This window comes from Mesorhizobium sp. GbtcB19 (assembly GCF_019091085.1).
GTDB lineage: Bacteria > Pseudomonadota > Alphaproteobacteria > Rhizobiales > Rhizobiaceae > Mesorhizobium.
In genome coordinates this window covers 23118-46178 of sequence record NZ_JAGXJY010000013.1, presented here as the reverse complement: position 1 = coordinate 46178, position 23061 = coordinate 23118, and the positions used below count along the sequence as shown (strand labels likewise).

Sequence of the window (23061 nt, the reverse complement as noted above, 5' to 3'; positions counted from 1 at the left end):
GCATGCTGCCCACAACGGATGATGTCGCGCCAACGCCATGGCGCGACCATCAGGCTGCCCTCGGCGCGCTGCGCCGGGGAGTAGCCGCCCAGTACTCGGTGGACGCGGCTGGCGGCGTCAAGGCGCGGCGTGTTCTGTTTTCGCGGGGCAGGCCGTCCGGCGACCTGCTTGCCGCGCTCGACGCGCTCGACCGTTTCGAGCGCGCCATCGTCGAATGCGACGCTTCGCCGGCCATCGAGATGCACAGGCTGAACTGCCTGGCCATTCTGGATGGCCTTACGGCTAGAGCAATTCCAGGAAAAGTGTGAGCGGTTAGGCTCGGCGACTTCGCCGTAGCCCTTCCGTCCGGAATTGCGTCAAAACAAGGAGATAGAGCATTCTCCGTTTCCGTGAAACGGTGAAACACTCGAGCCGTCAGCCTCGGGCCTGAGGCGGCTTGCCCGGCCGTGCGTGCTTGGGGTCCTGTTCGTCCGCCAGGCTCTCCGCCTCGACCGCCGTCATTTCAAGGAGATAGGCGAGCATCTGGTAGCGCGTGCGCGAAAGCATTTTCGCCAGCTTGCGCGTGATCTCCGCGACATATCTCAGCGTGCGTAGGTCGTTGGCCGCCCCGTCCATCGTGAGCTCCTGACATGCCAAGGGCCAAGTTGCTTGGGCCCAAGTTATCGTTGGCGCCCACTCACGACTCACGGCGCATCTGCAAGCTCGCAGGTTTAAGAGAAAAACTGAAATCAATTTTTGCCAAGCATCACGCTTGGCCCGATAGACATGATGTCCTTTTTTGGTGACATCGTCACTTGCTGCATCAATATTGAGCACAAGGCGAACTTGCGGTTGTCTTCTCGCGCCGGGTTCATCTTTCGCGTGGGGATGTTGATCGCTGACGACGGGCGATCCGCGCCGCTCAGTCCTTGTAGGCGGAACAGAAGGCCGGCGGGTTGTCGTTGCCGATCATGGCGCAGCCGCGCTTGATCTCCTCGATCATCATGCTGCAGGCATTCTGCCCGTTGCAGGGCGGATTGGTCGCCGGCGACACCTGGACGCATTGCGAGACATACTGATCCGACTTCGCCTTGCCGGCGGATTGCACGCATGGCCTGGTGTCGTTCTTGCTTGCCTGGGCCGGGGCGGAGACCACAGGCGCGGCCTTGGCCGTGGCAGGCGCGGCTTTGGTCGTCGCAGGCGCGGCGGCGCCGGTTTGCGGCACGCAGGAGAGGTCGCCTTCCGGACATTGCAGTTGGTGCTGCAACTGCGCCAGCCGTGCCTTGGTCAACTCAGCCTTGCAGGCTTCGACCAGGCTCGAATGCACCGAGCCGTCGGCATAGGGCTGGGTGCGGAAGGCGCATTCCTTGTCGCGGAACGGAATCCAGGCGCGCTGCGCGTCGCGCAGGCGCCCGAGGTCGGCGGCGGCGAGCCGTCCCGCCAGCGCCTTGTAGACGGCGTTGAGCGCCGCGTCGGCCGCGGCAGCGTCCGTGGCCGTGCAGGTGGCGAGGTCGGCTTGCGTCTTGGCGGCCGCGCAGTCGACGGCTGCCGCATGGGCCGCGGGCATGGCGAAAAGCGAGGCGAGGCCGGCGGCGCAGAGCAATCGCTTCATCGAAGGCACCTTATGATGTTCGCAAGCCCGCCGCTCACGCCAGCATAGGTTGAGACAATAGCCGCGATCAACGTCAAACCGGTGACGTGGCAAGCAAAGTGTGACCGGTGGTGATTGGCGAAGGCGCGAAGGGGTCGATGCTTGCTCGGTCCCCTTCGCAATTGCGGACGGCGGAGCAGGGCAGAGGCGGCTATGCCGCCCGCGCCGTCAGTCGGATTGTCTTCCGGTATCGATTTGGATCAGCAAGTGTTCCGGCGCGCGCGTCTCCAGCCTGCCGGCCGCAGGTGGAAAGCTTGGCTGCGCCTGTGCCCCACTTGCGAGCGGTTCGGCAAGAGCTACCGCGGCGGCATCGCCCTCGAATAGAACCACCTGCGTCGCCAACGCGGTTGTCGTTGCGACTTGGAAGAAGATGAAGGCGAGGGCAAGATAGCGGATCACGGGCTCGAAAACGCTCTGGCTGGCAACTGGTTCCAACCCACCCGGCTTTTTTTGGCGAAGGGTTCGCGGTCGCACGCGCGGAGCCTCATCCAGTCCTGGCTCTTGCGAAGCGCCGACGTCCCGTGCAAAAGCCCGCTTATGCTTATCATCAACGACCTTTCGCTGCGCATGGCGGGGCGGCTGCTTCTCGATCATGCCTCGCTGACCTTGCCGGCCGGCACCAAGGCCGGACTGGTCGGCCGCAACGGCACCGGCAAGACCACTTTGTTCAAGGCGATCACCGGCGATTTCCCGTCGGAGACCGGCTCGATCAGCCTGCCGAAAAACACCCGCATCGGCCAGGTGGCGCAGGAGGCGCCGGGCACCGAGGAGCCGCTGATCGAGATCGTGCTGAAAGCCGATGTCGAGCGCCAGGCCCTGCTCGAGGAGGAAAAGACCGCCACCGACGCGCACCGCATCGCCGAGATCCACACGCGGCTCGCCGACATCGACGCGCATTCGGCAGAATCCCGCGCCGCCACCATCCTGGCCGGCCTCGGCTTCGACGATGCCGCGCAGCGGCGGCCGGCCTCGTCCTTTTCCGGCGGCTGGCGCATGCGCGTGGCCTTGGCCGCCGTGCTGTTCTCCGAGCCGGACCTTTTGCTGCTCGACGAGCCGACCAACTATCTCGACCTCGAAGGCACGCTGTGGCTGGAGAACTACGTCTCCAGATATCCGCACACGGTTCTGCTGATCTCGCACGACCGCGACCTGCTCAACCGCGCCGTCAACTCGATCGTCCATCTCGACCAGAAGAAGCTGACCTTCTGGCGCGGCGGCTATGACCAGTTCGAGCGCCAGCTGACCGAGCAGCGCGAGCTGCAGGAAAAGAGCCGCGTCAAGCAGGAAGCGCAGCGCAAGCACATGGCGTCCTTTGTCGAGCGCTTCCGCGCCAAGGCTTCCAAGGCGAGGCAGGCGCAGTCGCGCCTGAAGGCGCTGGAGAAGCTGAAGCCGATCGCCGCCGTGGTGAACGACACGGTGCGGCCGTTCTCCTTCCCCGAGCCGGTGAAGACGGTGGCCTCGCCGATCGTGGCGCTGAACGGCGCCAATGTCGGCTACACCGAGGGCAGCCCGATCCTGAAGAAGATGACGCTGCGCATCGATGCCGACGACCGCATCGCGCTGCTCGGCGCCAACGGCAACGGCAAGTCGACCTTCGCCAAATTGCTCGCCGGCCGCCTCAAGGCCGAGACCGGTACCATGACGGTGGCGCCTGGCCTGAAGGTGGCGATATTCGCCCAGCACCAGCTCGACGATCTGCGCCCCGAGGAAAACGCGTATGAGCATGTGCGCCGGCTGATGCCGGAGGCGCCGGAAGCCAAGGTACGCGCCCGCGTCGCCCAGTTCGGCCTGTCGACCGAGAAGATGAACACCGCCGCCAAGGATCTGTCGGGCGGCGAGAAGGCGCGGCTGTTGATGGGCCTGTCCGCCTTCGAGGGCCCGAACCTCTTCATCCTCGACGAGCCGACCAACCACCTCGACATCGACAGCCGTGAATCGCTGATCCATGCGCTCAACGATTTCCCGGGCGCCGTGATCCTGATCTCGCACGACCGGCATCTGCTCGAAGCCACGGCCGACCGGCTGTGGCTGGTCAAGGACGGCGCGGTCAACCCGTATGACGGCGACCTCGAGGATTATAAGACGCTGGTCACTGGCGTCTCGTCCAACCGCCGCGAGCAAAAGGAAGCCGACAAGGCCTCCAAGGCCGACCGCCGCCGCGAGGCCGCGCAGCGCCGCGCCGCGTTGGAACCGCTCGCCAAGGAAATCCGCGCCACCGAAGCGCTGATGGACCGCATGCGCAAACGCATCGACCTCATCGAGGACGAGCTCGCGAATCCGGCGATCTACGAAAAAGATCCCTCCACCGCGACACGTCTGGCCAAGGAGCGCTCGCAGCTTGCCCACACGCTGGCGCAGAACGAGGACAAGTGGCTGACGATGTCGGCTGAGTATGAAGAGGGCATCGCGGAGTAGCGCGGTTTCCCCTTCTCCCCTTGTGGGAGAAGGTGTCGCCGAAGGCGACGGATGAGGGGTGCTCCAGGGAACGCCAACGTCTCACTCCGCTGGAACACCCCTCATCCGTCTCGGCGCTATCGCGCCGATCCACCTTCTCCCGCAAGGGGAGAAGGGGAAGCCCCATCTGGCCCTACAACTCTCCCCCAAAACCCGCTACACACCGCGCATGAACCAGCACGCCAAGCTCCGGATCGGCCATTCGGCCTGTCCGCACGATTGCCCCTCCACCTGCGCGCTCGAAGTCGAGCTGCTCGACGGCAACCGCATCGGTCGCGTGCATGGTGCCAAGGCGAACAGCTATACGGCGGGCGTCGTCTGCGCCAAGGTCGCGCGCTATGCCGACCGCGTCCACCATCCCGATCGGTTGCTGAAGCCGCTGGTGCGCGCGGGCGCCAAGGGCGAGGGGGGTTGGAAGGAAGCGAGCTGGGAAGCGGCGCTCGATCTCGTCGCTGAGAAATTCATCCGCGCCGAAGAGAAATACGGCTCCGAGACGGTCTGGCCCTATTTCTACGCCGGCACGATGGGGCTGGTGCAGCGCGACGGCATCGAGCGCCTGCGCCATGCGAAAAAATATTCGGGCTTCTTCGGCTCGATCTGCACCAATCTGGCCTGGACCGGCTGGATGATGGGAGCGGGCGCTTTGCGGGGGCCCGATCCGCGCGAGATGGCGAAGGCCGATTGCGTGGTGATCTGGGGCACCAATGCCGTGGTCACGCAGGTCAATGTCATGACCCATGCGATGAAGGCGCGCAAGGAACGCGGCGCGAAAATCGTCGTCGTCGACATCTACGACAACGCCACGATGAAACAGGCCGATCTCGGCCTTGTGCTGAAGCCAGGCACGGACGGCGCGCTGGCCTGCGCGGTCATGCATGTGCTGTTCCGCGACGGCATGGCCGATCGCGCCTATCTCGAAAAATACACCGACGATCCGCGCGGGCTTGAAGAGCATCTGCGCACCCGCACGCCCGAATGGGCCGCCGCCATCACGGGGCTCTCCGTCGCCGAGATCGAGGCTTTCGCGCAGCTCGTCGGCACCACGAAGAAAACCTATTTCCGCCTCGGCTATGGCTTCGCCCGCCAGCGCAACGGCTCGATCAACATGCATGCCGCGTCCTGCATCGCCGCCGTCACCGGCGCTTGGCAATATGAGGGCGGCGGCGCCTTCCATTCCAATTCGGGTATCTTCAAGCTGAACCAGGATGTGCTGGAAGGCACCGCGATGCGCGACCCGAAGGTGCGCTATCTCGACCATTCGCGCATCGGCCCGGTGCTGACAGGTGCCGATGACGCGCTCTATGGCGGCCCGCCGGTGACGGCGATGCTGATCCAGAACACCAATCCGGCCAATGTCGCGCCGGAGCAGCGGCTGGTGAAACAGGGTTTTCTGCGCGAGGACCTGTTCACCTGCGTGCACGAGCAGTTCATGACCGATACGGCCAGGCTCGCCGACGTCGTGCTGCCGGCGACGATGTTTTTGGAGCATGACGACATCTACAAGGGTGGCGGCAACCAGCACATCACGCTCGGCCCCAAGCTGATCGATCCGCCGGAAGGGCCGCGCACCAACCACTACGTCAATGAGGAACTCGGCAAGCGGCTGGGCGTCGGCGACCGCCCGGGCTTCGGCCTGACCGAGCGCGAGCATATCGACATCATCCTCGGCAAGCGCGGCATCGGCAGCTTCGACAGTTTGAAGGCTGAGAAGTGGGTCGACCTGCAGCCCGACTTCGACGACGCGCATTTCATCAACGGCTTCGGCCATGCCGACAAGAAATTCCACTTCCGGCCGAACTGGGCAGGGCAGTCGGCGCCCAACCGGCCGCCGAAAAGCATGGGCCTGTTCGGTCCGGTCGAGCGGCTGCCGGAATTCCCCGACCATGTCGAATTGATCGAGGTCGCGGATGAGGAGCACCCGTTCCGGCTGGCGACCTCGCCGGCGCGTAACTTCCTCAATTCCAGCTTTGCCGAGACGCCGGTGTCGAAGGCTAAGGAAGGCAGGCCTGAACTGCTTATCCACCGCGAAGATGCCGAAGCGCTCGGCATCGAGGACGGCGGCCGCGTCGAGGTCGGCAACCGCCGCGGCGAGGTGGTGCTGCACGCCAGGTTCTTCGACGGCGTCAAGCGCGGCGTGGTGATCGCCGAAGGCATCTGGCCGAACAGCGCGCATGAACGCGGCGAGGGCATCAACGTGCTGACTGGCGCCGATGCGCCTGCACCCTATGGCGGCGCTGCCGTCCATGACAACAAGGTCTGGCTCAGGGCGCTTTGATTATTTCGCGGCCTGCGCGTCAAGCGCCTTGATCTCGTCGGCGGCCGCCTTGCGGGCCGCGGCGTCGACGCCGGAAGCGCCCTTGTCCTTGGCGAAGGCGATGAGAGCGGTGCGCGTGTCCTCGTCGCATCCACCTTCTCCCACGCCGTCGATGCCGGCTTTCTTGGCCGCGTCGAGCACGGAATCGCAAGCGTCCGGCGCGAAGGCGAACTGGCCCATGATGGCGCCGAGCGTCAGCGGGTCCTGCAGGCGCGGATCGTCCCGGATCGCCTGGATGGTGGCGCTGCCCACGGCTTTGGATTTCCGGTCCTGGGCGATCTGCGTCAGGTCGAAGATGAACTCGAATTCCGGCTTGTCGACGCCGGCTGGTTTCGACACCAGTATGTCCAGCGCATAGCGCGTGACCTCTTCCGGAGTGACGACCGTGCGCACGACCTTTGCCTGATGGTAGTTGCTCACCACCGCCCAGCGCGAGGGGAGGTCGCCGTAGCGTGCGAGCATGTCGTACTGCTTGACGACGGCTAGCCTCTGTTTATCGGTCTTGGCGGCCTGCGCCTGGGTGGAGATCCGGCTGCGGACCCGGTCGATGATTTCGCTCGTCAACAGCCCTGCGGCCGGCGCGGCCTGCTGCGTCGCCGTGGTCTGGGCGGGGGCATCGGCGAGCGGGCCTTTCGCGTCGACCCAGGCGGCCAGCGCCTTGCGCACGTCCGGGCCGAAATAGCCCTTCGGCTCGCCGGCATAAAAACCTTCGCGCTTCAGCGTCGTCTCGATCGCGGCGCGGACCTCGTCGGGCAGAGCCTTGCCGATGCCGACCAGGTTCTGGTCGTCGAGCCCGGCCGGCGCCTCGCGGAAAGCATCCATCACCGCGGCCGCGACCGCCGCGTTTCCGGCGCTCGAGGCAGGTCCGGAAAACAGGCCGCTCAGTTCCATGCTGGCGGCATCGTTGCCGAACACGCCGAGACCCATCCTGCCGATTCCGTCATTGTAAAGCGCGATGCGGTCGGTGATGCCTTCGCGCAGCGTCATCAGATGGTCGAAACTATCGAAGGTGAAGGCGTTCGCGAGCTTGTCCTTGGCCTTGAGCGAGCCGAGCCGCGCCGCCTCGCGCCAGGCATGCAGCCGCTCGCGTGGGTTCTTGTCGATGCCGACACCGTCGGCATAGGCATCGCCGAGCAGCACCATGGCCTCGACGCTGCCGAGATTGGCGGCGTTGATCAGCATCGCGGTGGCCTTCTGGTCGTCCTGCGGATAGACCACGCCTTTGCGCAACAGCTTGGCCTGTAGCAGATAAGCCTGCGGCTCCTTCTTGGCCTCGCCTTCGTCGATCAGCCCTTTCAATTGATCGTCGCTGAGGCCGTCGTCCCGCCGTGACGGCCGATAGCTGGTCGAATCGAGATTGGCATATTGCGTCGAGGCGTAGAGCCAGAGCGCGTCGCGGTCGCCTCCGTCTGCCAGCGGCTTCAGCATGGCACGCGCCAAATCCTCGTTCTTGAACTGCTGATCGTCCGATAGCTGCAGCCGCGCCAGCGCCAGTGCGGCACCTGGCTCGCCGGCCTCGGCGGCGTCGCTCAGGCGCTCGACCAGCTGGTCCGGATTGTCGATCTGAACGCCGTCATAGTCGGGAAGCAGCTTCGCCAGCCTGATGCAGGCGTCGAGATCCCACGGGGCGTTGAGCAGCTGGATCGCCTCGCGCGGCTGGCGGCCGACGAACTTGCCGTCCAGGAGCAGGCCGGCGAGCAGCGGTCCGGCGCCGGCGACGTTCTTGGCGGCGGCGCGCAGCATCGCGATCGCGCGCTTGCCGTTCGCAGCGCCGCCTTCGCCCTTGGCCAGCATGTCGGCCAGCATCGGCACGGCATACTGATCGTCGGCGACGCGCGCCTCCAGCAATTGCCTGGCCTTCGCCGCGTCCTGCTGCGTGCCGCGGCCGAGCCGCAGCGCCTTGATATAAGCGAGCACCGACGGTTCCGGCCCACCGGTGCCGGCCTTGGAATCCGCGTCCACGCCTTGAAAGGCCTTTTGCTGCTCCTCGGCGGCAAAACCGTCATTCTCCAGCACCGTCCGCGCGATCAGCAGCGGCATGGCCTTGCGGACCTGGCTGTCCCATTCGCCGGGCGAGGAGCCCTGTACAGGTGCGTCGATGATGTGCTGCGCGGTCTCGACAAGCTTGCGCGCGTCGCGGCGAAGCAGCGGTCCATCGCTATACTGATGCAGCAGCGTCACCAGGGCGGTGAGATGACCGGCGGCGCCTGCCTTCCGCAAGGCATCGAGCGCCATGTCGCGCGAGACCGGCGGCGGACCGGCATCCGCGCTATCGTGCCGATGCACCGAGTAGGCTTCGTAGAGCAGGTAATTCGCCTCGGGACTGCCGCCGTCGGCGATGAGCTTGATCTGCGGCAGGAGAAACGCCAGCCCCGCCTGGTTGAGCGCGACCTGGACCCGCAGCCACTCGAGCGTCAGCCGCTTTTCCTGCGGCGCGCCGAGCATCGCCGCCTGGCATTTGTCGGCCAGGGCCTTGAGCTTGCTGAAATCGAAATCCTGCGGGAGGAGCTCGCTATACTGGACCGGCGGCGCCTTGGCCTCGGGGTCGAGCGGCACCGAGGCGCCCTTGTCGCAGACGTTGATCGCCTCGGCGAGGGCGGCCTTCTTCGCCGCATCGAGCTCGGCCTTCTTGGCCGCATCGTCGGGTTTGTCGGAAGAAGCCTGTGCAGCGAGGGCTCCGCCAGCGAGCGGCGCCAGAGGAATGCAGGAAAGGACAGCGAAGCAGAAAGGAACCAGGACATGCACTGGCCGCGGCATGGGCGTCCCCCCTCGGACACAGGTCCGGGTGCAGCCGGACGCTCAAGCTAAATTAGCACATCGCAAGGGTGATGATCAGTGCGGCGCTTCACATTCGCGTACGGCTCGCCTGCGCTCGCGGTGTGCTTTCGATCTGGCCCAAGCGCCTCTCGTCGCACCTGCCAGCTCCCGTCGTTATAGAGGCGTTCTGTCTCAACGACGCGAGGGGAGGATGTCATGGCCAAGGTCTCGCTTCTGGGCATTCCGCATGACGCAAACTCGTCCTACCTCCAGGGTCCGGCCGAGGCGCCACCGCTGATCCGGCGCGAACTCCACAGCGATGCCCACGGCTCATGGTCGGAAACCGGCTTCGACATCGCCGATCGCCTTGTCGATCATGGCGACATCGATTTCGCGCAAGGCGGCGATCCTTGGGAGCGCATCGAAAACGAGGTCGGCCGCGCGCTCGACGCCGGCCATCCGCTGATCTCGCTCGGTGGCGACCACGCCATTGCCTGGCCGGTGCTGCGCGCGGTGCGGCGCCGCCATCCGAGCCTGACGATCGTCCAGATCGACGCGCATCCGGACATGTATGACGCCTATCAGGGCAATCCGCGCTCGCACACCTCGTCCTTCGCGCGCATCATGGAGGAGCGGCTCGCCGGCCGGCTGATCCAGATCGGCCTGCGCACCCTCAACAGTGAGCTTCGCGGCCAGTTCGAGCGTTTCGGCGTCGAGGTTGTGGAGATGCGGCATTTCAGGGAAGGAATGAAGCTCGACCTCAAGACGCCCGTCTATCTCTCGGTCGATCTCGACGGGCTCGATCCGGCCTTCGCGCCCGGCGTCTCGCATCGCGAGCCGGGCGGCTTCACCACCCGCCAGGTCATCGGCCTGGTCCAGGCGATCGATCAGCCTATCGTCGCCGCCGACGTCGTCGAATACAATCCGCGCCAGGATGTTTCCAACGTAACGGCGCTGGTCGCCGCCAAGCTGGTCAAGGAAATCGCCGGCATGATGCTGAAGACGAATGGCGTGTCTGCCGGCTGAATCAATTTGCCAAGGCGGCGTGCTAGACGATTGTTCCGACTTGCTTTCGACAGGGATCGACATGCCGCAGCCGCTCAAGATAGCCATCGCCGGCGCGCTCGGACGCATGGGCCGGCAGATGGCGGAGACCGTCGCGGCCGACCCGCGGCTGGAACTCGTCGCGCGCTTCCATCGGCCGGGCAGCACGGGCGAGGGGCTGATCGGGCGCGACCACGCGCTGGCGGTTGCCGATGTGGTCATCGATTTCACCACGCCTGCGGCTTCGGCTGAACTGGCAAAGGCCTGCGCTGCGCGCGGCGGCCCGGCGCTGGTGATCGGCTCGACCGGTTTCGCAACGTCGGAGTTGGCCACAATCGCCGAGGCGGCAAAGACGATCGCCATCGTGCGCTCCGGCAGCTATTCGCTCGGCCTCAACATGCTGACCGGCCTGGTCGAGCGGGCGGCGAGGGCGCTTGACGATTGCGACATCGAAATCCTGGAAGCGCATCATCGCTTCAAGGTCGACGCGCCGTCGGGCACCGCGCTGATGCTCGGCGAGGCGGCCGCGCGCGGACGTGGCATTGAACTGGACGATGTGGCGAAGCGCGCCCGCGATGGCGTCATTGGCCCGCGCCCTGCCGGCGAGATCGGCTTTGCCGTGCTGCGCGGCGGCAGCATCGTCGGCGATCACAGCGTCGGCTTCCTCGCAGAGGGCGAGAGGCTCACGCTCTCGCATACAGCTGGCGACCGCTCGATGTTCGCGCGCGGCGCCATTGCGGCCGCACTCTGGGTCGCCGGTCGCCCGCCTGGCGAATACGACATGCGCGACGTGCTCGGCTTCAGCGGCTCGTGACCTGGAACCAGGCCGGGTTCCATTTCCACGCCGCTAAAATGGCTGAAAGCCAGCTGAAAGCTTGGCCATGCCATGACGGTATTCGCGGCGTTCGCCGTGACTGGCCCGGGAGGGGTCGGCAAGGAGGAGATGCGGCGTAGCCCGGATGGCGCGCCGCCCAGGTGGAGGAAGTTACGTGACCGGTTTTATCTCTAAACACGCTCTTCGTTCGGCGACGCTGACGCTTGCCATGCTGGCCGCGGGCGCGACGACGGCATCGGCGGCCGACAAGATCTCGATCATGGTCGGCGGCTACGAAAAGCAGATCTACCTGCCCGCCAAGCTCGCCGAGGCGCTCGGCTATTTCAAGGATGAAGGCCTCGACGTCGAACTGCTCAACGAGCCGGCCGGCGTCGATGCCGAAAACGAGATGCTGGCGGGCGCCGTGCAGGGCGTGGTCGGCTTCTACGACCACTGCATCGACCTGCAGGCAAAGGGCAAGTTCGTCGAATCCGTCGTCCAGTTCAGCCAGGCGCCGGGCGAGGTCGAGCTGGTCTCTTCCAAGCATCCCGAGATCAAGTCGCCGGCCGACTTCAAGGGCATGAGCCTTGGCGTCACCGGTCTCGGCTCCTCAACCAACTTCCTGACGGAATATCTGGCGGTCAAGAACGGGCTCAAGCTCGGCGAGTTCACCTCGGTTCCGGTCGGCGCCGGCAACACCTTCATCGCCGCCATGCAGCAGGACAAGATCCAGGCCGGCATGACGACCGAGCCGACGATCACGCGGTTGCTCAAGACCGGCGAAGCCAAGGTCTTGATCGACATGCGCACGATGGACGGCACCAAGGCGGCGCTCGGCGGCACCTATCCGGCCGCCTCGCTTTATATGCAGACCGAATGGGTCGAGGCGCATAAGGATACGGCGCAGAAGCTCGCCAATGCCTTCGTCAAGACGCTGAAATTCATCAACACGCACAGCGGTGCCGAGATCGCCGCAAAGATGCCCAAGGACTATTATGTCGGCGACGAGGAAGGCTACGTGAAGGCGCTCGATGCCGGCAAGGGCATGTTCACTGCCGATGGCGTGATGCCCCAAGGCGGCCCGGAAACGGTGCTGACCGTGCTCTCGGCCTTCAAGAAGGAACTGCAGGGCAAGCAGATCGATCTGTCGAAGACCTACACCACCGAATTCGTCAAGAACGTGAAGTAGCGGACCGGACGGCGCGAGGTCTGCACCTCGCGCCGCAGCGCTGCCTTGTTTCCACGCCCGGCGATTTCCCGCGCGGCGATCGCCCGCTATTGGAGTCTGTTCAACCATGGCTGTCGAAAAGACCGCTCCGGCGATTGAGCTGATCAATGTCAGCCGCCGCTTCCTTTCCCCCACCGGCAAATCGCTCACGGCGATCCGCGATTTCACCATGACGGTCGAACGCGGCGAGTTCGTCGCCGTCGTCGGCCCGACCGGCTGTGGCAAGTCGACGACGCTCAACCTCGTCACCGGGCTCGCCAGCCCGAGCGCCGGCGAGGTCCGCGTCATGGGCGCACCGGTCAAGGGGATCGATCCGCGCATCGGCTTCGTGTTCCAGACCGACGCGCTGTTTCCCTGGCGCACGGTGATCGAGAACGTCATGGCCGGGCCACTGTTTCGCGGCAGGCCGAGGGCGCAGGCCCAGGCGTCCGCGCGCGACTGGCTGGCACGCGTCGGCCTGGCACGCTTCGAGCAGCACTACCCGCATCAGCTTTCCGGCGGTATGCGCAAGCGCGTGGCGCTCGCCCAGACCTTCATCAACGGCCCTGAGATCCTGTTGATGGACGAGCCGTTCTCGGCGCTCGACGTGCAGACGCGCGTGCTCATGCATGAAGAGCTGTTGCGCCTCTGGTCCGAGGCGAAGGCGTCGGTGGTGTTCGTCACCCACGACCTCGAGGAGGCCATCGCGCTGGCCGACAAGGTCTATGTGCTGACCGCCGGGCCGGCGACGGTGAAATCCGTCTACACGATCGACCTGCCGCGCCCGCGTGTCGTCGCCGACATCCGCTACGAGCAGCGCTTCATCGACTATTCGCGCACCATCTGGGCCGATCTCAAGGAAGAGGTCGAGACCAGCTATGCCCGCGCGGCGGCGTGAGGAGAACCGACATGACAGACGCCACCGTCAACATACCGACCGCCGCTTTCAGGCCCGGAACCTCGGACGCAGAGATCGAGGCCGCCGCCGCCAAGGCCGCCGCGCATCGCCGCCACACCGTCACATTCTGGCGGCTGGGCATCCTGGTCGTCTTCCTTGCCCTGTGGGAAATCGCCGGCCGCATGGCCTGGATCGATCCCTTCTTCTACGCCATGCCGAGCTCGATCGCCGGGCGGCTCTATGAGTGGATCACGGAGGGCACCTCGGAAGGCCCGCTCTGGTACCATCTCTATGTCACCATGGAAGAGTCGGTGCTGGGCTTCGTCACCGGTTCGGTTGCCGGCATCATCATCGGCGTCGCGCTCGGCCGCAACCGCATGGCCGCCGATATCTTCTCGATCTACATCAAGGTGATCAACTCGATCCCGCGCGTGGTGCTGGCGCCGATCTTCATCATGATCCTTGGCCTCGGCCTCGCCTCCAAGGTGGCGCTGGCCTTCGTCATGGTGTTCTTCGTCGTCTTCCACAACGCCTTCCAGGGCGTGCGCGAGGCCGACCGCGCGATGATCGCCAACGCCCGCATCCTCGGCGCCTCCGACTGGCAGCTGACCCGCTCGGTGATCGTGCCTTCGGCGATGAGCTGGATCTTCGCCAGCCTGCATGTCAGCTTCGGCTTCGCCATCATCGGCGCCATCGTCGGCGAGTTCGTCGGTTCCCGCTACGGCATCGGCCTCCTGATCAACATCGCCAAGGGTTCGTTCGACGCGGCCGGCATGTATGCCGCGATCGTCATCGTCATGGTGGTGGCGCTGGGCGCCGAATACCTGATGACGATGGTCGAGAACCGGCTGGCAAAGTGGCGTCCTCAGCCGCTGCACGAGACGCAGTGAACTGCCTTAATGCATGTCGCCCAAAAGTGCGCAGCGACATGCATCAAAACAAAGACTTAGAGCGCGTCGCCTGAATCCGTTTCAGCGCGACGCGCTTCAGTTGCCTGCCAGCGGCAGCCGCACCTCGACCTTGAGCCCGCCCGCGGCGGCGTCGCCCAGCGTGACGCTGCCGCCGGCATTCTCGACCACCTCGTGGACGATGGCGAGCCCGAGCCCGCTGCCTTCCTCGGCCGAGCCGGCTATGCGGTAGAAGCGTTCGAAGACGTGCTCCCGCTCTTCCACGGGAATGCCGGGTCCGGCATCGGTGACCGTTAGTTCAGCCTCGTCGCCAATGGCGGCGAGCTTGACGGTGACGCTACCGCCGGTCGGCGTGTAACGCAGCGCGTTGTCGACAAGGTTGACGATCATCTCCCGCAACATCGTCCCGTCGCCGATGACCGGCACGGGACCGCTCTCTTCGAGGCCGAGGTCGATGTTGCGTTCGACTGCCTTCGGCGCATGTGCCTCCAGCACCTGGCGGGCTGCCTCGGTGAGGTCGATGCGATCGGCGCGTGGCCGCCGGCTGCCGGGCTCGGCACGCGAGAGCGTGAGCAACTGTTCGGCCAGTCGCGCCAGTTTGCCTGAACTTGCCTGCAACGCCACAAGCGCCTCGCGCCGTCGATCCGCGGCGCTTTCGCGCAAGGCGTAGCTCGCCTGTGTCGACAGCAGCGCAAGCGGCGTGCGCAACTGGTGCGCGGCATTGGCGATGAAGCGGCGCTGCGCCGCCATCTGTGCCCGCACGCGCTCCATGTAAGCATTGAGCGCCTCGATCAGCGGCCTGATCTCGCTCTGCGCGCCAGGCACCTCGATCGGGTCGAGGTCGCTACGGCCCGGCGAGCGAACCGCGTCGCGCAGGCGGATCAAGGGCGCCAGCCCGCGGCGCAGGCCAAGCAGCACGAAGACGCCGGCGATCGCCACCAGCGCCAGCTGCTGGCCAAAGGCGCTCAACCACAGGCGCCTCACCATCGCGTCATGCCCGCCGAGCGTCACGCCGACCGTGACCGTGATCGGCGAATCCGACCCGGCGCCGATCACCGCATGGCTGAGCGTTGCCAGCCGCAGACGGTGATCGCGAAAACCGGTCTCGATGCTGCCGCGCAACGTCGCCTTTGGCAGGTCGGGATAGCCCGTCAGCAGGCGTCCACCCGCGGTCTCGACATGGTAATAGACACTGTCGCGATCGCCGGTATCGAACATTTCGATCGCCGCCGGCGGGATGGTGGCGTCGAGCACGCCGTCTTTCACCGCGACCTGTTCGGCGATAGCGCGCGCCGACGCCATCAGCATCCGGTCGGTGACCAGATCCGCAGTCGCCAGCGCATTGCCATGGCTGGTCCACAGATTGATGGCGGCGAGGCCGGCCAGCGGCAGCACCACCCAGGCCAGCAATTGGATCCGAAGGCTGCCGATCCGAAGCCTCCCAGCTCTCATGGCGCCGGATCGTCGTGGCGCAAGAGGTAGCCAAGGCCGCGCAAGGTGGCGATCTGGACACGCGATCCTTCGAGCTTCTTGCGCAGGCGGTGCACATAGATCTCGATGGCGCTGGGGTCGGCGTCGGTCTCGAAGTCGTATATCGCGGCCGACAGCGCCGCCTTGCTCACCGTGCGCCCGGCTTTGACCACCAGCTGTTCCAGCACCGCATGCTCGCGCGGCGTCAGCGACAGCGTCGTGCCGGCAAGCAAGAACAGCCGGGTGTTGGTGTCGAAGACGAGATCGCCACAGGAAATGACCGGCGCGGTGCGGTCGTTGGCGCGGCGCAGCTGCACACGGATGCGCGCTTCCAGCTCCTCGATCTGGAAGGGTTTGGCCAGATAGTCGTCGGCGCCTTCGTTGAGGCCCTTGACCCGTCCGTCGAGACTGGCATTGGCGGTAAGCACGATCACCGGCACCGGGTTGCCGCGCGCCCGCAACCTTTTCAGCACCTCCATGCCGCCCATGCGGGGCAGGGCCAGGTCGAGGATGATCAAGGCATGATCGCCGGCCGCCAAAGCATGTTCGACATCCTCGCCGTCATGCACGACGTCGACGACATAGCTCGCCTGGCGCAGCGTCTTGCTCAGCCAATCGGCCAGTTCGCGATTGTCCTCGACAAGCAGCAGCCGCATGGTTCGTCGCTGTTTCCTCCCAACGGCCCCCGCCTGGCCCAAGGGCGGCAGGTGGCGTCCGAATTGGTCCTTGAAGCCAACCGATAGTATCGATCCGCCCACAAGGCAAACGTGGCCATGGCACCTGTCGAGCCACCTCATCGGTTGGACAAGTGATAAAACCGAACCGTTCGGTTCAATTTATGTTGACGGTTCGTGCAGCCAGGGTGAACGCTGGCAGGTCGAAACCGGGTGCCGGATCGCGTGGGCGTCGACATAACATATTGATATAAAACAATAATAATGTGGCCGCTGCGTCGCTTGCGTGATTTCAAGATCGAACCGAACGGTTCGGTTCACAACTTTTCGTGATTGGAACTGGCAGCAGGGCAGACCCATTTCGGGGTGGTCCGAGCGACGCGAATTTCCATCAAGGCACGCCACTAGACGGACAAGACTTTGAAATTCTGGAGTACTTAAAATGACCAAGATTGCTCTTACCGCCGCCGCCCTTCTGGTTGCCACGGGCGCTGCTTTCGCCGGTTCCGACCACTACGGTTCCGACAATGTCAACCAGCCGGCCGTGACTGCCCCCACTGGCAATGTCGACAACAGCATCACCGGCTCGATCCGCAGCTTCGAACAGCGCGACCTCCACATCACGCCCAATCAGAACCAGCCGGAATCCGGCCAGGGCAACTGGGGCAACCGCTAATCCGGTTGCCGCCTGACCAAGTTCAAAACCAACAATCTCGAATCTGGAGTAACTGAAATGACCAAGATCGCTCTTACCGCCGCCGCCCTTCTCGTTGCCACCGGTGCCGCTTTCGCCGGCTCGGATCATTACGGCTCGGCCAATGCCAACCAGCCGGCCGCTTCGGTCGACACCTCGTTCACCGGCTCGATCAAGAAGTCGGACGCGGGCGCTCAGAAGCCGGTAGTCACCGGCGCCGATCACAACCTGTTCGGCAACAACTAATCGGTCCGCCAGGCGAACCTTCAACCAACAACGTTCAAATCTGGAGTAACTGAAATGACCAAGATCGCTCTTACCGCCGCCGCCCTTCTCGTTGCCACCGGTGCCGCTTTCGCCGGCTCGGACAATTACGGCTCGGCCAATGCCAACCAGCCGGCCGCTTCGGTCGACACCTCGTTCACCGCTTCGGTCACGAAGTCGGATGCGGCCGCTCAGAAGCCTGTCGTCACGGGCGCCAACCACGACCTGTTCGGCAATCGCTAAACGGTTCTGTCCTCGACAGACCTCAAAGCGGCGGGCTTGTCCCGCCGCTCTGTTTTTATGCAGCCGGCTATCCGTCGACCGGGCTTTTTGCGGCAATCGATCAAGCCTTTATCACGAAGCGGTGATGGCTGTAACGAGGCCGCCGGTGCCGCCGAACCGGAAGCAAGGGCCGATAGACGGGGCCGATCCAGGGAAATTCAAGCGAGTGGAACGAGCGGGCAGCGCCCCGGGCGATGTCCGAGGCCGTCCTGCACCGATCCGCTGGGTCACATGATCCGTCGATTGCGTCCGATCGAAAGCGCAACCCTAGAACCAGGAGTATTTGAAATGACCAAGATCGTACTTACCGCAGCCGCCATTCTCGTCGCCGTGGGCACTGCCTTCGCCAGTTCCGACAATTATGGCTCGGCCAATGCCAGTCAGCCGGCCGTCACCATCGACCGGACCGTGACGACCTCGATCACCAAGTCGGATGTCCATAAGCCGGTCGTCCAGGGCGCCAATCGCGACCTGTTCGGCAACCACTGATCCGGTTCCCGGCAATACCAGGCGGCGGGCTTGTCCCGCCGCTTTGCTTTTTGCAGCCGGCTACCGGCAAGATGAATCCCTTCACAAGTATTTGTATCACAAGTATTTGTAATCGTTTGCCTTTTTCCGAGCGAAGTCGAGGCCGACGCTGCGGTGGCCGCTGAAAACAGCGACGCGTGGGGAATAAATCCCGACGGCGCCAGGTCTTCTCGGCAGCGGGGCCATCCTCCCAAGGCCACCGCCGATCAACCGATACGGAACAAGGAAAACTGAAAATGACCAGGATCGCTCTCACCACAGCCGCAATGCTTCTCGCCATGGGCTCCGCTTTCGCCGGCAGCGACCATTACGGTGACACCAATGCCAACCAGCCGACCGCTGGCGTCGACAGCGCCTATACGGCCTCGGTCCGCAAGCACGAGGTCGCCAAACCGGCCAATGTCGATACCTCGATGACGACCGGCGCCCCCGGTTCCAAGGCCTGGCCGGATCCGGGCCAGGGCATCTGGGGCAACTGAGGTTTCATCTCTCAGGATTTGCTAGAGCGGTTCAGCGTTTCACGGAAGCGCCGAACCGCTCTAAATCTTTGTTTCTGCGCAATTCCGGGCGGAAAACCGCTGCGCACTTTTCCTGGAATTGCTTTAGCTCGGGGGCTTGCTCCGCCGCCCTTTGTTTGCGGCGGGATCGGCGGCGTCGCCCTCTACCCCAAATCCGTCGGCCTAACGCAATGCGTCAGCCGGGCGCCGTGAAAGTCGAGGTCCGCCCAATCCTCGTCCAGCGTGAACCGCGCGAGTGCCGCCGTCGGGAACTTCGCTTCGACCTTCTTGAACACGCTCTCGTCCGACCCGGCGCCGGCCAGCCGCAGCGCAAAGTGCTGCAGGCCGGGATTGTGGCCGATCACCAGCAGGCTCGTCGCCTTGGCCTGCCGCACACGCGCCAGGATGCTGCCCGCGGCCGCCTCGTAGAGTTCCTCGGCAAATTGCGCCGGCACATGCCTGGGCAGTTCGGCCGCGACCATCTGCCAGGTCTCGCGGGTGCGCAGCGCCGGAGACACCAGCGCCAGATCCGGCAGCCAGCCGCGCCGGGCAAGCTCGCGCCCCATCAGCGGCGCGGTCTTTTGCCCGCGCGGCCCGAGCGGCCGGTCGAAGTCGGCGAGGGAAGCGTCGTCCCAGCTCGACTTGGCGTGACGCAGGATGAGCAGCTGTCTCACGGGCATTGCAGCCTCTAAGGCGTGATCCGCGCCAGCTGTTCGAGGTCCGTCTCCTCGCGCAGCGGATCCGGCGCCATCACCACCGAGGTGGCGTTCTCGGCGTCGTCGGCGAAATGCGCCAGCACGGTGTGGCCCTTTTCCATGCGCGCCTTGCCTTCGGCGACGAGGCCCAGCGCCAGCGGATAGAGCCGGTGCTCGACCTTCAGCACCCGCGCCGCCAACGTGTCTTCGTTGTCGCCGACCATCACCGGCACGGCGGCCTGCGCGATAATCGGACCGTCATCCATCTCGGGCGTGACGAAATGCACCGAGCAGCCATGGATGCGCACGCCCGCGCGGATGGCCCGCGCATGCGTGTCCAGCCCCTTGAAGGCCGGCAGCAGGGCAGGGTGGATGTTGACCATGCGCCCCTGCCATTTCTCGACGAGGCCGCGGCCGAGGATGCGCATATAGCCGGCCAGGGCCACGATGTCGGCGCCGAAGCCGGTGAGCGCGGCGTCGATCGCGGCGTCATAGGCGTCCTTGCTCGGATGGTCGGCGCGCTGGATCACCTTGGTGGCGATGCCGCGCGACTGGGCGATGCCGAGGCCGGCGGCGTTGGCGCGGTCGGAGATGACACCGACGATTTCGGCCGGATAGCTGGGATCGGCGGCCGCCGCGATCAGCGCCGTCATGTTGGAGCCGCGCCCCGAGATCAGGACGACCGTGCGTTTCCTGCTCATAGGCTGATCGAGCCCCGATAGATGACGCCGGCGTCGCGGCGCGGCACGATGCGGCCGATCGGCGTCACCGTCTCGCCGGCTTCCTGCAGCACCGCCGCGACCTGCGCCGCCTGGCCGGACGCGACCGCCAGGATCATGCCGATGCCGCAGTTGAAGGTGCGCATCATTTCTTCCGGCGCCACGCCGCCGGTCTTTGCCAGCCACGAGAACACCGGCGGCACGTCGATCGCCTCGAGGTCGAGCTCGGCCGAAAAATCCTTGGGCAGCACGCGCGGAATGTTTTCCGGAAAGCCGCCGCCGGTGATGTGGGCCAGCGCCTTGATGCCATGCGTGTTGCGGATGGCTTTGAGGATCGACTTCACATAGATGCGCGTCGGCTCGAGCAGCGCCTCGGCCAAGCTGAGTTCGTCGTTGAACGGCGCCGGGTCGCTCCAGGCAAGGCCGCTTGCCGCCACGATGCGGCGCACCAGCGAAAAGCCGTTGGAGTGCAGGCCGGAGGAGGAAAGGCCTAGCAGCACATCGCCCTCGACGATGTCGTCGGTCGGCAGCAACTGGCCGCGTTCGGCCGCGCCCACGGCAAAGCCGGCAAGGTCGTAATCCTTGTCGTGATACATGCCGGGCATTTCCGCCGTCTCGCCGCCGATCAGCGCGCAGCCGGCTTGGCGGCAGCCCTGCGCGATGCCGCCGACGATCGCAGCGCCCTGGTCCGGATCGAGCTTGCCGGTGGCGAAATAATCGAGGAAGAACAGCGGCTCGGCGCCCTGCACGACGATGTCGTTGACGCACATGGCGACGAGATCGATGCCGATCGTGTCGTGCTTGCCCGCATCGATGGCGATCTTGAGCTTGGTGCCGACGCCGTCATTGGCCGCGACCAGCACCGGATCGGTGAAGCCGGCGGCCTTCAGGTCGAACAGGCCGCCGAAGCCGCCGATCTCGCCGTCGGCGCCCGGCCGGCGGGTGGCGCGCACCAGCGGCTTGATCTTCTCGACCATCAGATTGCCGGCATCGATGTCGACGCCCGCCTCGGCATAGGTGAGCCCGTTCTTGCGCTTGGCCTGGTCGCCCTTGCTCATATCCGGCTCGTCCCTGTTTGTCCTTGCGGGCTCTTCGCATGAATGGTTTCGGGGAGCAAGGATGACGCGCGGGTGAGGGAGTTTGTTCCCGAGGAAAAGCAGGGGTGATTGGCGAAAGCCGAGGCTACGGCCAATCTCCCCCCTTGCGGGGGAGATGTCCGGCAGGACAGAGGGGGGCGCTGTCCCGCCAGCATATCAGGAAATCTTTGTTCATGCCCTTCTGACCGCTATCCTTCCCAAACCCGAACGCCGGAGTTCCTTCGCGCCCCCCTCTGGCCTGCCGGCCATCTCCCCCACGAGGGGGGAGATCAGCAGCTCCTCCCTTGCGCCAATCCCCCATCTCCCTCATCTTTTTCCCAACAAAAGACGCGACGGGACATCACGTGACCCTTCCCAACATGATCACGATCATGCGGCTGCTGCTCGTGCCCGCCGTGGTGCTGGCCATGCTGCAGTCGCTTTGGGGTTGGGCCTTCGCCGGCTTCCTCGTCGCCGGCATCTCCGACGGCGTCGACGGCTTCATCGCGCGTCGCTGGAACCAGTCGTCCCGTCTCGGCGCCTATCTCGATCCGGTCGCCGACAAGCTTTTGCTGGTCTCGGTCTTCGTCGTCATGGGCTTTGCCGGCGAACTGCCGCTTTGGCTGGTGGTGACCATGGTCTCGCGTGACGGGCTGATCGTCTGCGCCGTGCTGTTGTCGAGCGTCATGAGCCATCCGGTGGAGGTCAAGCCGCTCTTCGTGTCGAAGGCCAACACCGCTGCGCAGATCGTGCTGGCGGCGCTGGTACTGGGGGAACTCGCCTTCTCGGTGCAACTGGGCTCGCTGCGGACCGCGCTCATATTGCTGACCGGGGTCTTGACCGTGGCTTCGGCCGCGGCCTATCTCGTGGCTTGGCTAAGGCATATGAGCGGCTATGGCGAAGGCTCCCGGACGAGCAACTCCCAAACCGGCGACACCAGATCGGGCATCGGCAGGTCGGGCGGCTCCGGCGCGGACGCCTGATGGCGCGGTGATCGCGACCGGCGACGGCTCGAGCGGGCTTCGCCGCCAGATCTTCTTCTGGCTGGCCACGGCGGTCCTGCTGGCGCTGTTCCTCTATGTCTTCTCGGGCATTCTGCTGCCCTTCGTCGCCGGCATGGTGCTCGCCTATTTCCTCGATCCGGTCGCCGATTGGCTGCAGCGGCTCGGGCTTTCGCGCCTGATGGCGACGGTGGTGATCCTGATTGCCTTCATCGTCGTGGTGGTGCTGGCCTTCGTCATCCTGGTGCCGGTGCTGGCGACCCAGATGGCTGACTTCGCCCGCAAGCTGCCGGAATATCTCACCCGCCTGCAGTCGCTGATCACCAGCTTCGACCCGAAATGGCTGGAGCAGCGCTTTGGCGTCAACGCCGCCGGCCTGCGCGACGGGTTGAACTCGCTGCTCACCTCCGGCTTCAGCCTGCTCACTACCGTCTTCACCTCGATCTGGAGCTCGGGCGTGGCGCTGGTTTCGGTGATCAGCCTGTTCGTCGTCACCCCGGTGGTCGCCTTCTACATGCTGCTCGACTGGGACCGCATGGTGGCCGAGGTCGACGGCTGGGTGCCACGCGATCATGTCGAGACGGTGCGCGCGCTTGCCCGCGACATCAACACCGCCACCGCCGGCTTCGTGCGTGGCCAGGGCACGCTGTGCCTGGTGCTCGGCGCCATGTACGCCACCGGGCTGACGCTGACCGGATTGAATTTCGCCATCCTCATCGGCTTCTTCGCCGGGCTGATCTCCTTCATCCCCTATGTCGGCTCGCTGACCGGGCTGGTGCTCGCCGTCGGCGTCGCCTTCGTCCAGTTCTGGCCGGACTGGACGATGATCGTGCTGGTCGCCTGCGTGTTCTTCGTCGGCCAGTTCATCGAGGGCAACATCCTGCAGCCCCGGCTGGTCGGCAAGAGCGTCGGCCTGCATCCGGTATGGCTGATGTTCGCTCTGTTCGCCTTCGGCGCGCTGTTCGGCTTCGTCGGCCTGTTGATTGCCGTGCCGGCCTCCGCGGCGATTGCCGTTCTGGTGCGCTTCGCGATCGCCCGCTATCTCGAATCGCCGCTCTACAAGGGCCACGCCGCCCAGCCCGTGCCGCCATTGCCGGCCGATCGCGGCGGCGGCCATCGCTCGACGCGGGGCTGA

24 protein-coding genes are annotated in these 23061 nt (G+C 65.2%); 15 read left to right on the top strand and 9 right to left on the bottom strand.

Going from position 1 to position 23061, the window contains the following annotated elements; all coding sequences use genetic code 11:
* Positions 1-2: 2 nt before the first annotated feature.
* Positions 3-308 carry a hypothetical protein gene (locus KVT37_RS21165; protein ID WP_217576631.1) on the top strand — a complete coding sequence of 102 codons (306 nt, stop codon included), beginning with the start codon at positions 3-5 and terminating at the stop codon, positions 306-308.
* A gap of 106 nt (positions 309-414) precedes the next feature.
* Here KVT37_RS21165 and KVT37_RS21160 read toward each other — a convergent pair whose 3' ends face one another.
* The 3 genes from KVT37_RS21160 to KVT37_RS21150 all read right to left on the bottom strand — a co-directional run bounded on the left by KVT37_RS21160 (position 415) and on the right by KVT37_RS21150 (position 2065).
* Positions 415-615, bottom strand: coding sequence for a hypothetical protein (locus KVT37_RS21160; protein ID WP_217576628.1), 201 nt, complete (start codon positions 613-615; stop codon positions 415-417).
* 286 nt (positions 616-901) lie between these two features.
* Complete coding sequence (locus KVT37_RS21155) at positions 902-1591, bottom strand: lysozyme inhibitor LprI family protein (RefSeq protein ID WP_254634166.1); 690 nt, start codon at positions 1589-1591, stop codon at positions 902-904.
* Between the two features lie 207 nt (positions 1592-1798).
* Positions 1799-2065 (bottom strand): hypothetical protein, encoded by a 267-nt coding sequence (locus KVT37_RS21150; RefSeq protein ID WP_217576626.1) that lies wholly within the window; start codon positions 2063-2065, stop codon positions 1799-1801.
* A gap of 102 nt (positions 2066-2167) precedes the next feature.
* Here KVT37_RS21150 and KVT37_RS21145 point away from each other — a divergent pair, with 102 nt between their 5' ends.
* Positions 2168-4045 (top strand): ABC-F family ATP-binding cassette domain-containing protein, encoded by a 1878-nt coding sequence (locus KVT37_RS21145; RefSeq protein ID WP_217576624.1) that lies wholly within the window; start codon positions 2168-2170, stop codon positions 4043-4045.
* 208 nt (positions 4046-4253) lie between these two features.
* Complete coding sequence (locus tag KVT37_RS21140; protein ID WP_217576622.1) at positions 4254-6359, top strand: molybdopterin-dependent oxidoreductase; 2106 nt, start codon at positions 4254-4256, stop codon at positions 6357-6359.
* Here KVT37_RS21140 and KVT37_RS21135 read toward each other — a convergent pair whose 3' ends face one another.
* Positions 6360-9155 carry a hypothetical protein gene (locus KVT37_RS21135; protein ID WP_217576620.1) on the bottom strand — a complete coding sequence of 932 codons (2796 nt, stop codon included), beginning with the start codon at positions 9153-9155 and terminating at the stop codon, positions 6360-6362.
* 216 nt (positions 9156-9371) lie between these two features.
* Here KVT37_RS21135 and speB point away from each other — a divergent pair, with 216 nt between their 5' ends.
* The 5 genes from speB (at position 9372) to KVT37_RS21110 (ending at position 14008) form a co-directional block, all read left to right on the top strand.
* Complete coding sequence (gene speB / locus KVT37_RS21130) at positions 9372-10181, top strand: agmatinase (protein ID WP_217576618.1); 810 nt, start codon at positions 9372-9374, stop codon at positions 10179-10181.
* Between the two features lie 61 nt (positions 10182-10242).
* The gene (gene dapB, locus KVT37_RS21125) at positions 10243-11013 is read left to right on the top strand and encodes a 4-hydroxy-tetrahydrodipicolinate reductase (protein WP_217576616.1); all 771 of its coding nucleotides are present in this window, start codon (positions 10243-10245) and stop codon (positions 11011-11013) included.
* A gap of 229 nt (positions 11014-11242) precedes the next feature.
* Complete coding sequence (locus tag KVT37_RS21120) at positions 11243-12202, top strand: ABC transporter substrate-binding protein (RefSeq protein ID WP_217576880.1); 960 nt, start codon at positions 11243-11245, stop codon at positions 12200-12202.
* 106 nt (positions 12203-12308) lie between these two features.
* Positions 12309-13118, top strand: a complete 810-nt coding sequence (locus KVT37_RS21115; protein WP_217576614.1) for an ABC transporter ATP-binding protein — start codon at positions 12309-12311, stop codon at positions 13116-13118.
* Between the two features lie 11 nt (positions 13119-13129).
* Positions 13130-14008, top strand: a complete 879-nt coding sequence (locus KVT37_RS21110; protein ID WP_217576612.1) for an ABC transporter permease — start codon at positions 13130-13132, stop codon at positions 14006-14008.
* A gap of 96 nt (positions 14009-14104) precedes the next feature.
* On the opposite strand, the gene KVT37_RS21105 is transcribed toward KVT37_RS21110, so the two are convergent.
* The gene (locus KVT37_RS21105) at positions 14105-15478 is read right to left on the bottom strand and encodes a sensor histidine kinase (RefSeq protein WP_217576610.1); all 1374 of its coding nucleotides are present in this window, start codon (positions 15476-15478) and stop codon (positions 14105-14107) included.
* Positions 15475-16152, bottom strand: a complete 678-nt coding sequence (locus KVT37_RS21100; protein WP_217576609.1) for a response regulator — start codon at positions 16150-16152, stop codon at positions 15475-15477. Before KVT37_RS21100 ends, KVT37_RS21105 begins: the two co-directional genes overlap by 4 nt.
* Before the next feature lie 460 nt (positions 16153-16612).
* On the opposite strand from KVT37_RS21100, the gene KVT37_RS21095 reads away from it, so the two are divergent.
* From KVT37_RS21095 to KVT37_RS21075, 5 genes are all read left to right on the top strand, one after another.
* A complete protein-coding gene (locus tag KVT37_RS21095) occupies positions 16613-16846 on the top strand; it encodes a DUF680 domain-containing protein (protein ID WP_217576607.1) in 234 nt (77 codons plus the stop codon).
* A gap of 57 nt (positions 16847-16903) precedes the next feature.
* On the top strand, positions 16904-17110 hold the full coding sequence (locus KVT37_RS21090; protein ID WP_217576605.1) for a DUF680 domain-containing protein: 207 nt from the start codon (positions 16904-16906) through the stop codon (positions 17108-17110).
* A gap of 54 nt (positions 17111-17164) precedes the next feature.
* On the top strand, positions 17165-17371 hold the full coding sequence (locus KVT37_RS21085) for a DUF680 domain-containing protein (protein WP_217576604.1): 207 nt from the start codon (positions 17165-17167) through the stop codon (positions 17369-17371).
* Positions 17372-17698: 327 nt separating this feature from the next.
* Positions 17699-17899, top strand: a complete 201-nt coding sequence (locus KVT37_RS21080; protein ID WP_217576602.1) for a DUF680 domain-containing protein — start codon at positions 17699-17701, stop codon at positions 17897-17899.
* Positions 17900-18174: 275 nt separating this feature from the next.
* The gene (locus KVT37_RS21075) at positions 18175-18417 is read left to right on the top strand and encodes a DUF680 domain-containing protein (RefSeq protein ID WP_217576600.1); all 243 of its coding nucleotides are present in this window, start codon (positions 18175-18177) and stop codon (positions 18415-18417) included.
* A 182-nt stretch (positions 18418-18599) separates the two neighbouring features.
* Here the strand turns inward: KVT37_RS21075 and KVT37_RS21070 are convergent, their stop codons facing one another.
* Genes KVT37_RS21070 through purM form a run of 3 tightly spaced genes read right to left on the bottom strand, consistent with a single transcriptional unit; the run spans position 18600 to position 20907 of the window.
* Entirely contained in the window at positions 18600-19115 is a 516-nt protein-coding gene (locus tag KVT37_RS21070; protein ID WP_217576598.1) for a histidine phosphatase family protein, read from the bottom strand.
* A gap of 8 nt (positions 19116-19123) precedes the next feature.
* Complete coding sequence (purN, locus tag KVT37_RS21065; protein ID WP_217576596.1) at positions 19124-19831, bottom strand: phosphoribosylglycinamide formyltransferase; 708 nt, start codon at positions 19829-19831, stop codon at positions 19124-19126.
* Complete coding sequence (gene purM, locus KVT37_RS21060; RefSeq protein ID WP_217576594.1) at positions 19828-20907, bottom strand: phosphoribosylformylglycinamidine cyclo-ligase; 1080 nt, start codon at positions 20905-20907, stop codon at positions 19828-19830. The genes purN and purM overlap by 4 nt, the downstream gene beginning before the upstream one ends.
* Before the next feature lie 383 nt (positions 20908-21290).
* Here purM and KVT37_RS21055 point away from each other — a divergent pair, with 383 nt between their 5' ends.
* Positions 21291-21908 carry a CDP-alcohol phosphatidyltransferase family protein gene (locus KVT37_RS21055; protein ID WP_217576592.1) on the top strand — a complete coding sequence of 206 codons (618 nt, stop codon included), beginning with the start codon at positions 21291-21293 and terminating at the stop codon, positions 21906-21908.
* Positions 21820-23061 carry an AI-2E family transporter gene (locus tag KVT37_RS21050; RefSeq protein WP_217576590.1) on the top strand — a complete coding sequence of 414 codons (1242 nt, stop codon included), beginning with the start codon at positions 21820-21822 and terminating at the stop codon, positions 23059-23061. Before KVT37_RS21055 ends, KVT37_RS21050 begins: the two co-directional genes overlap by 89 nt.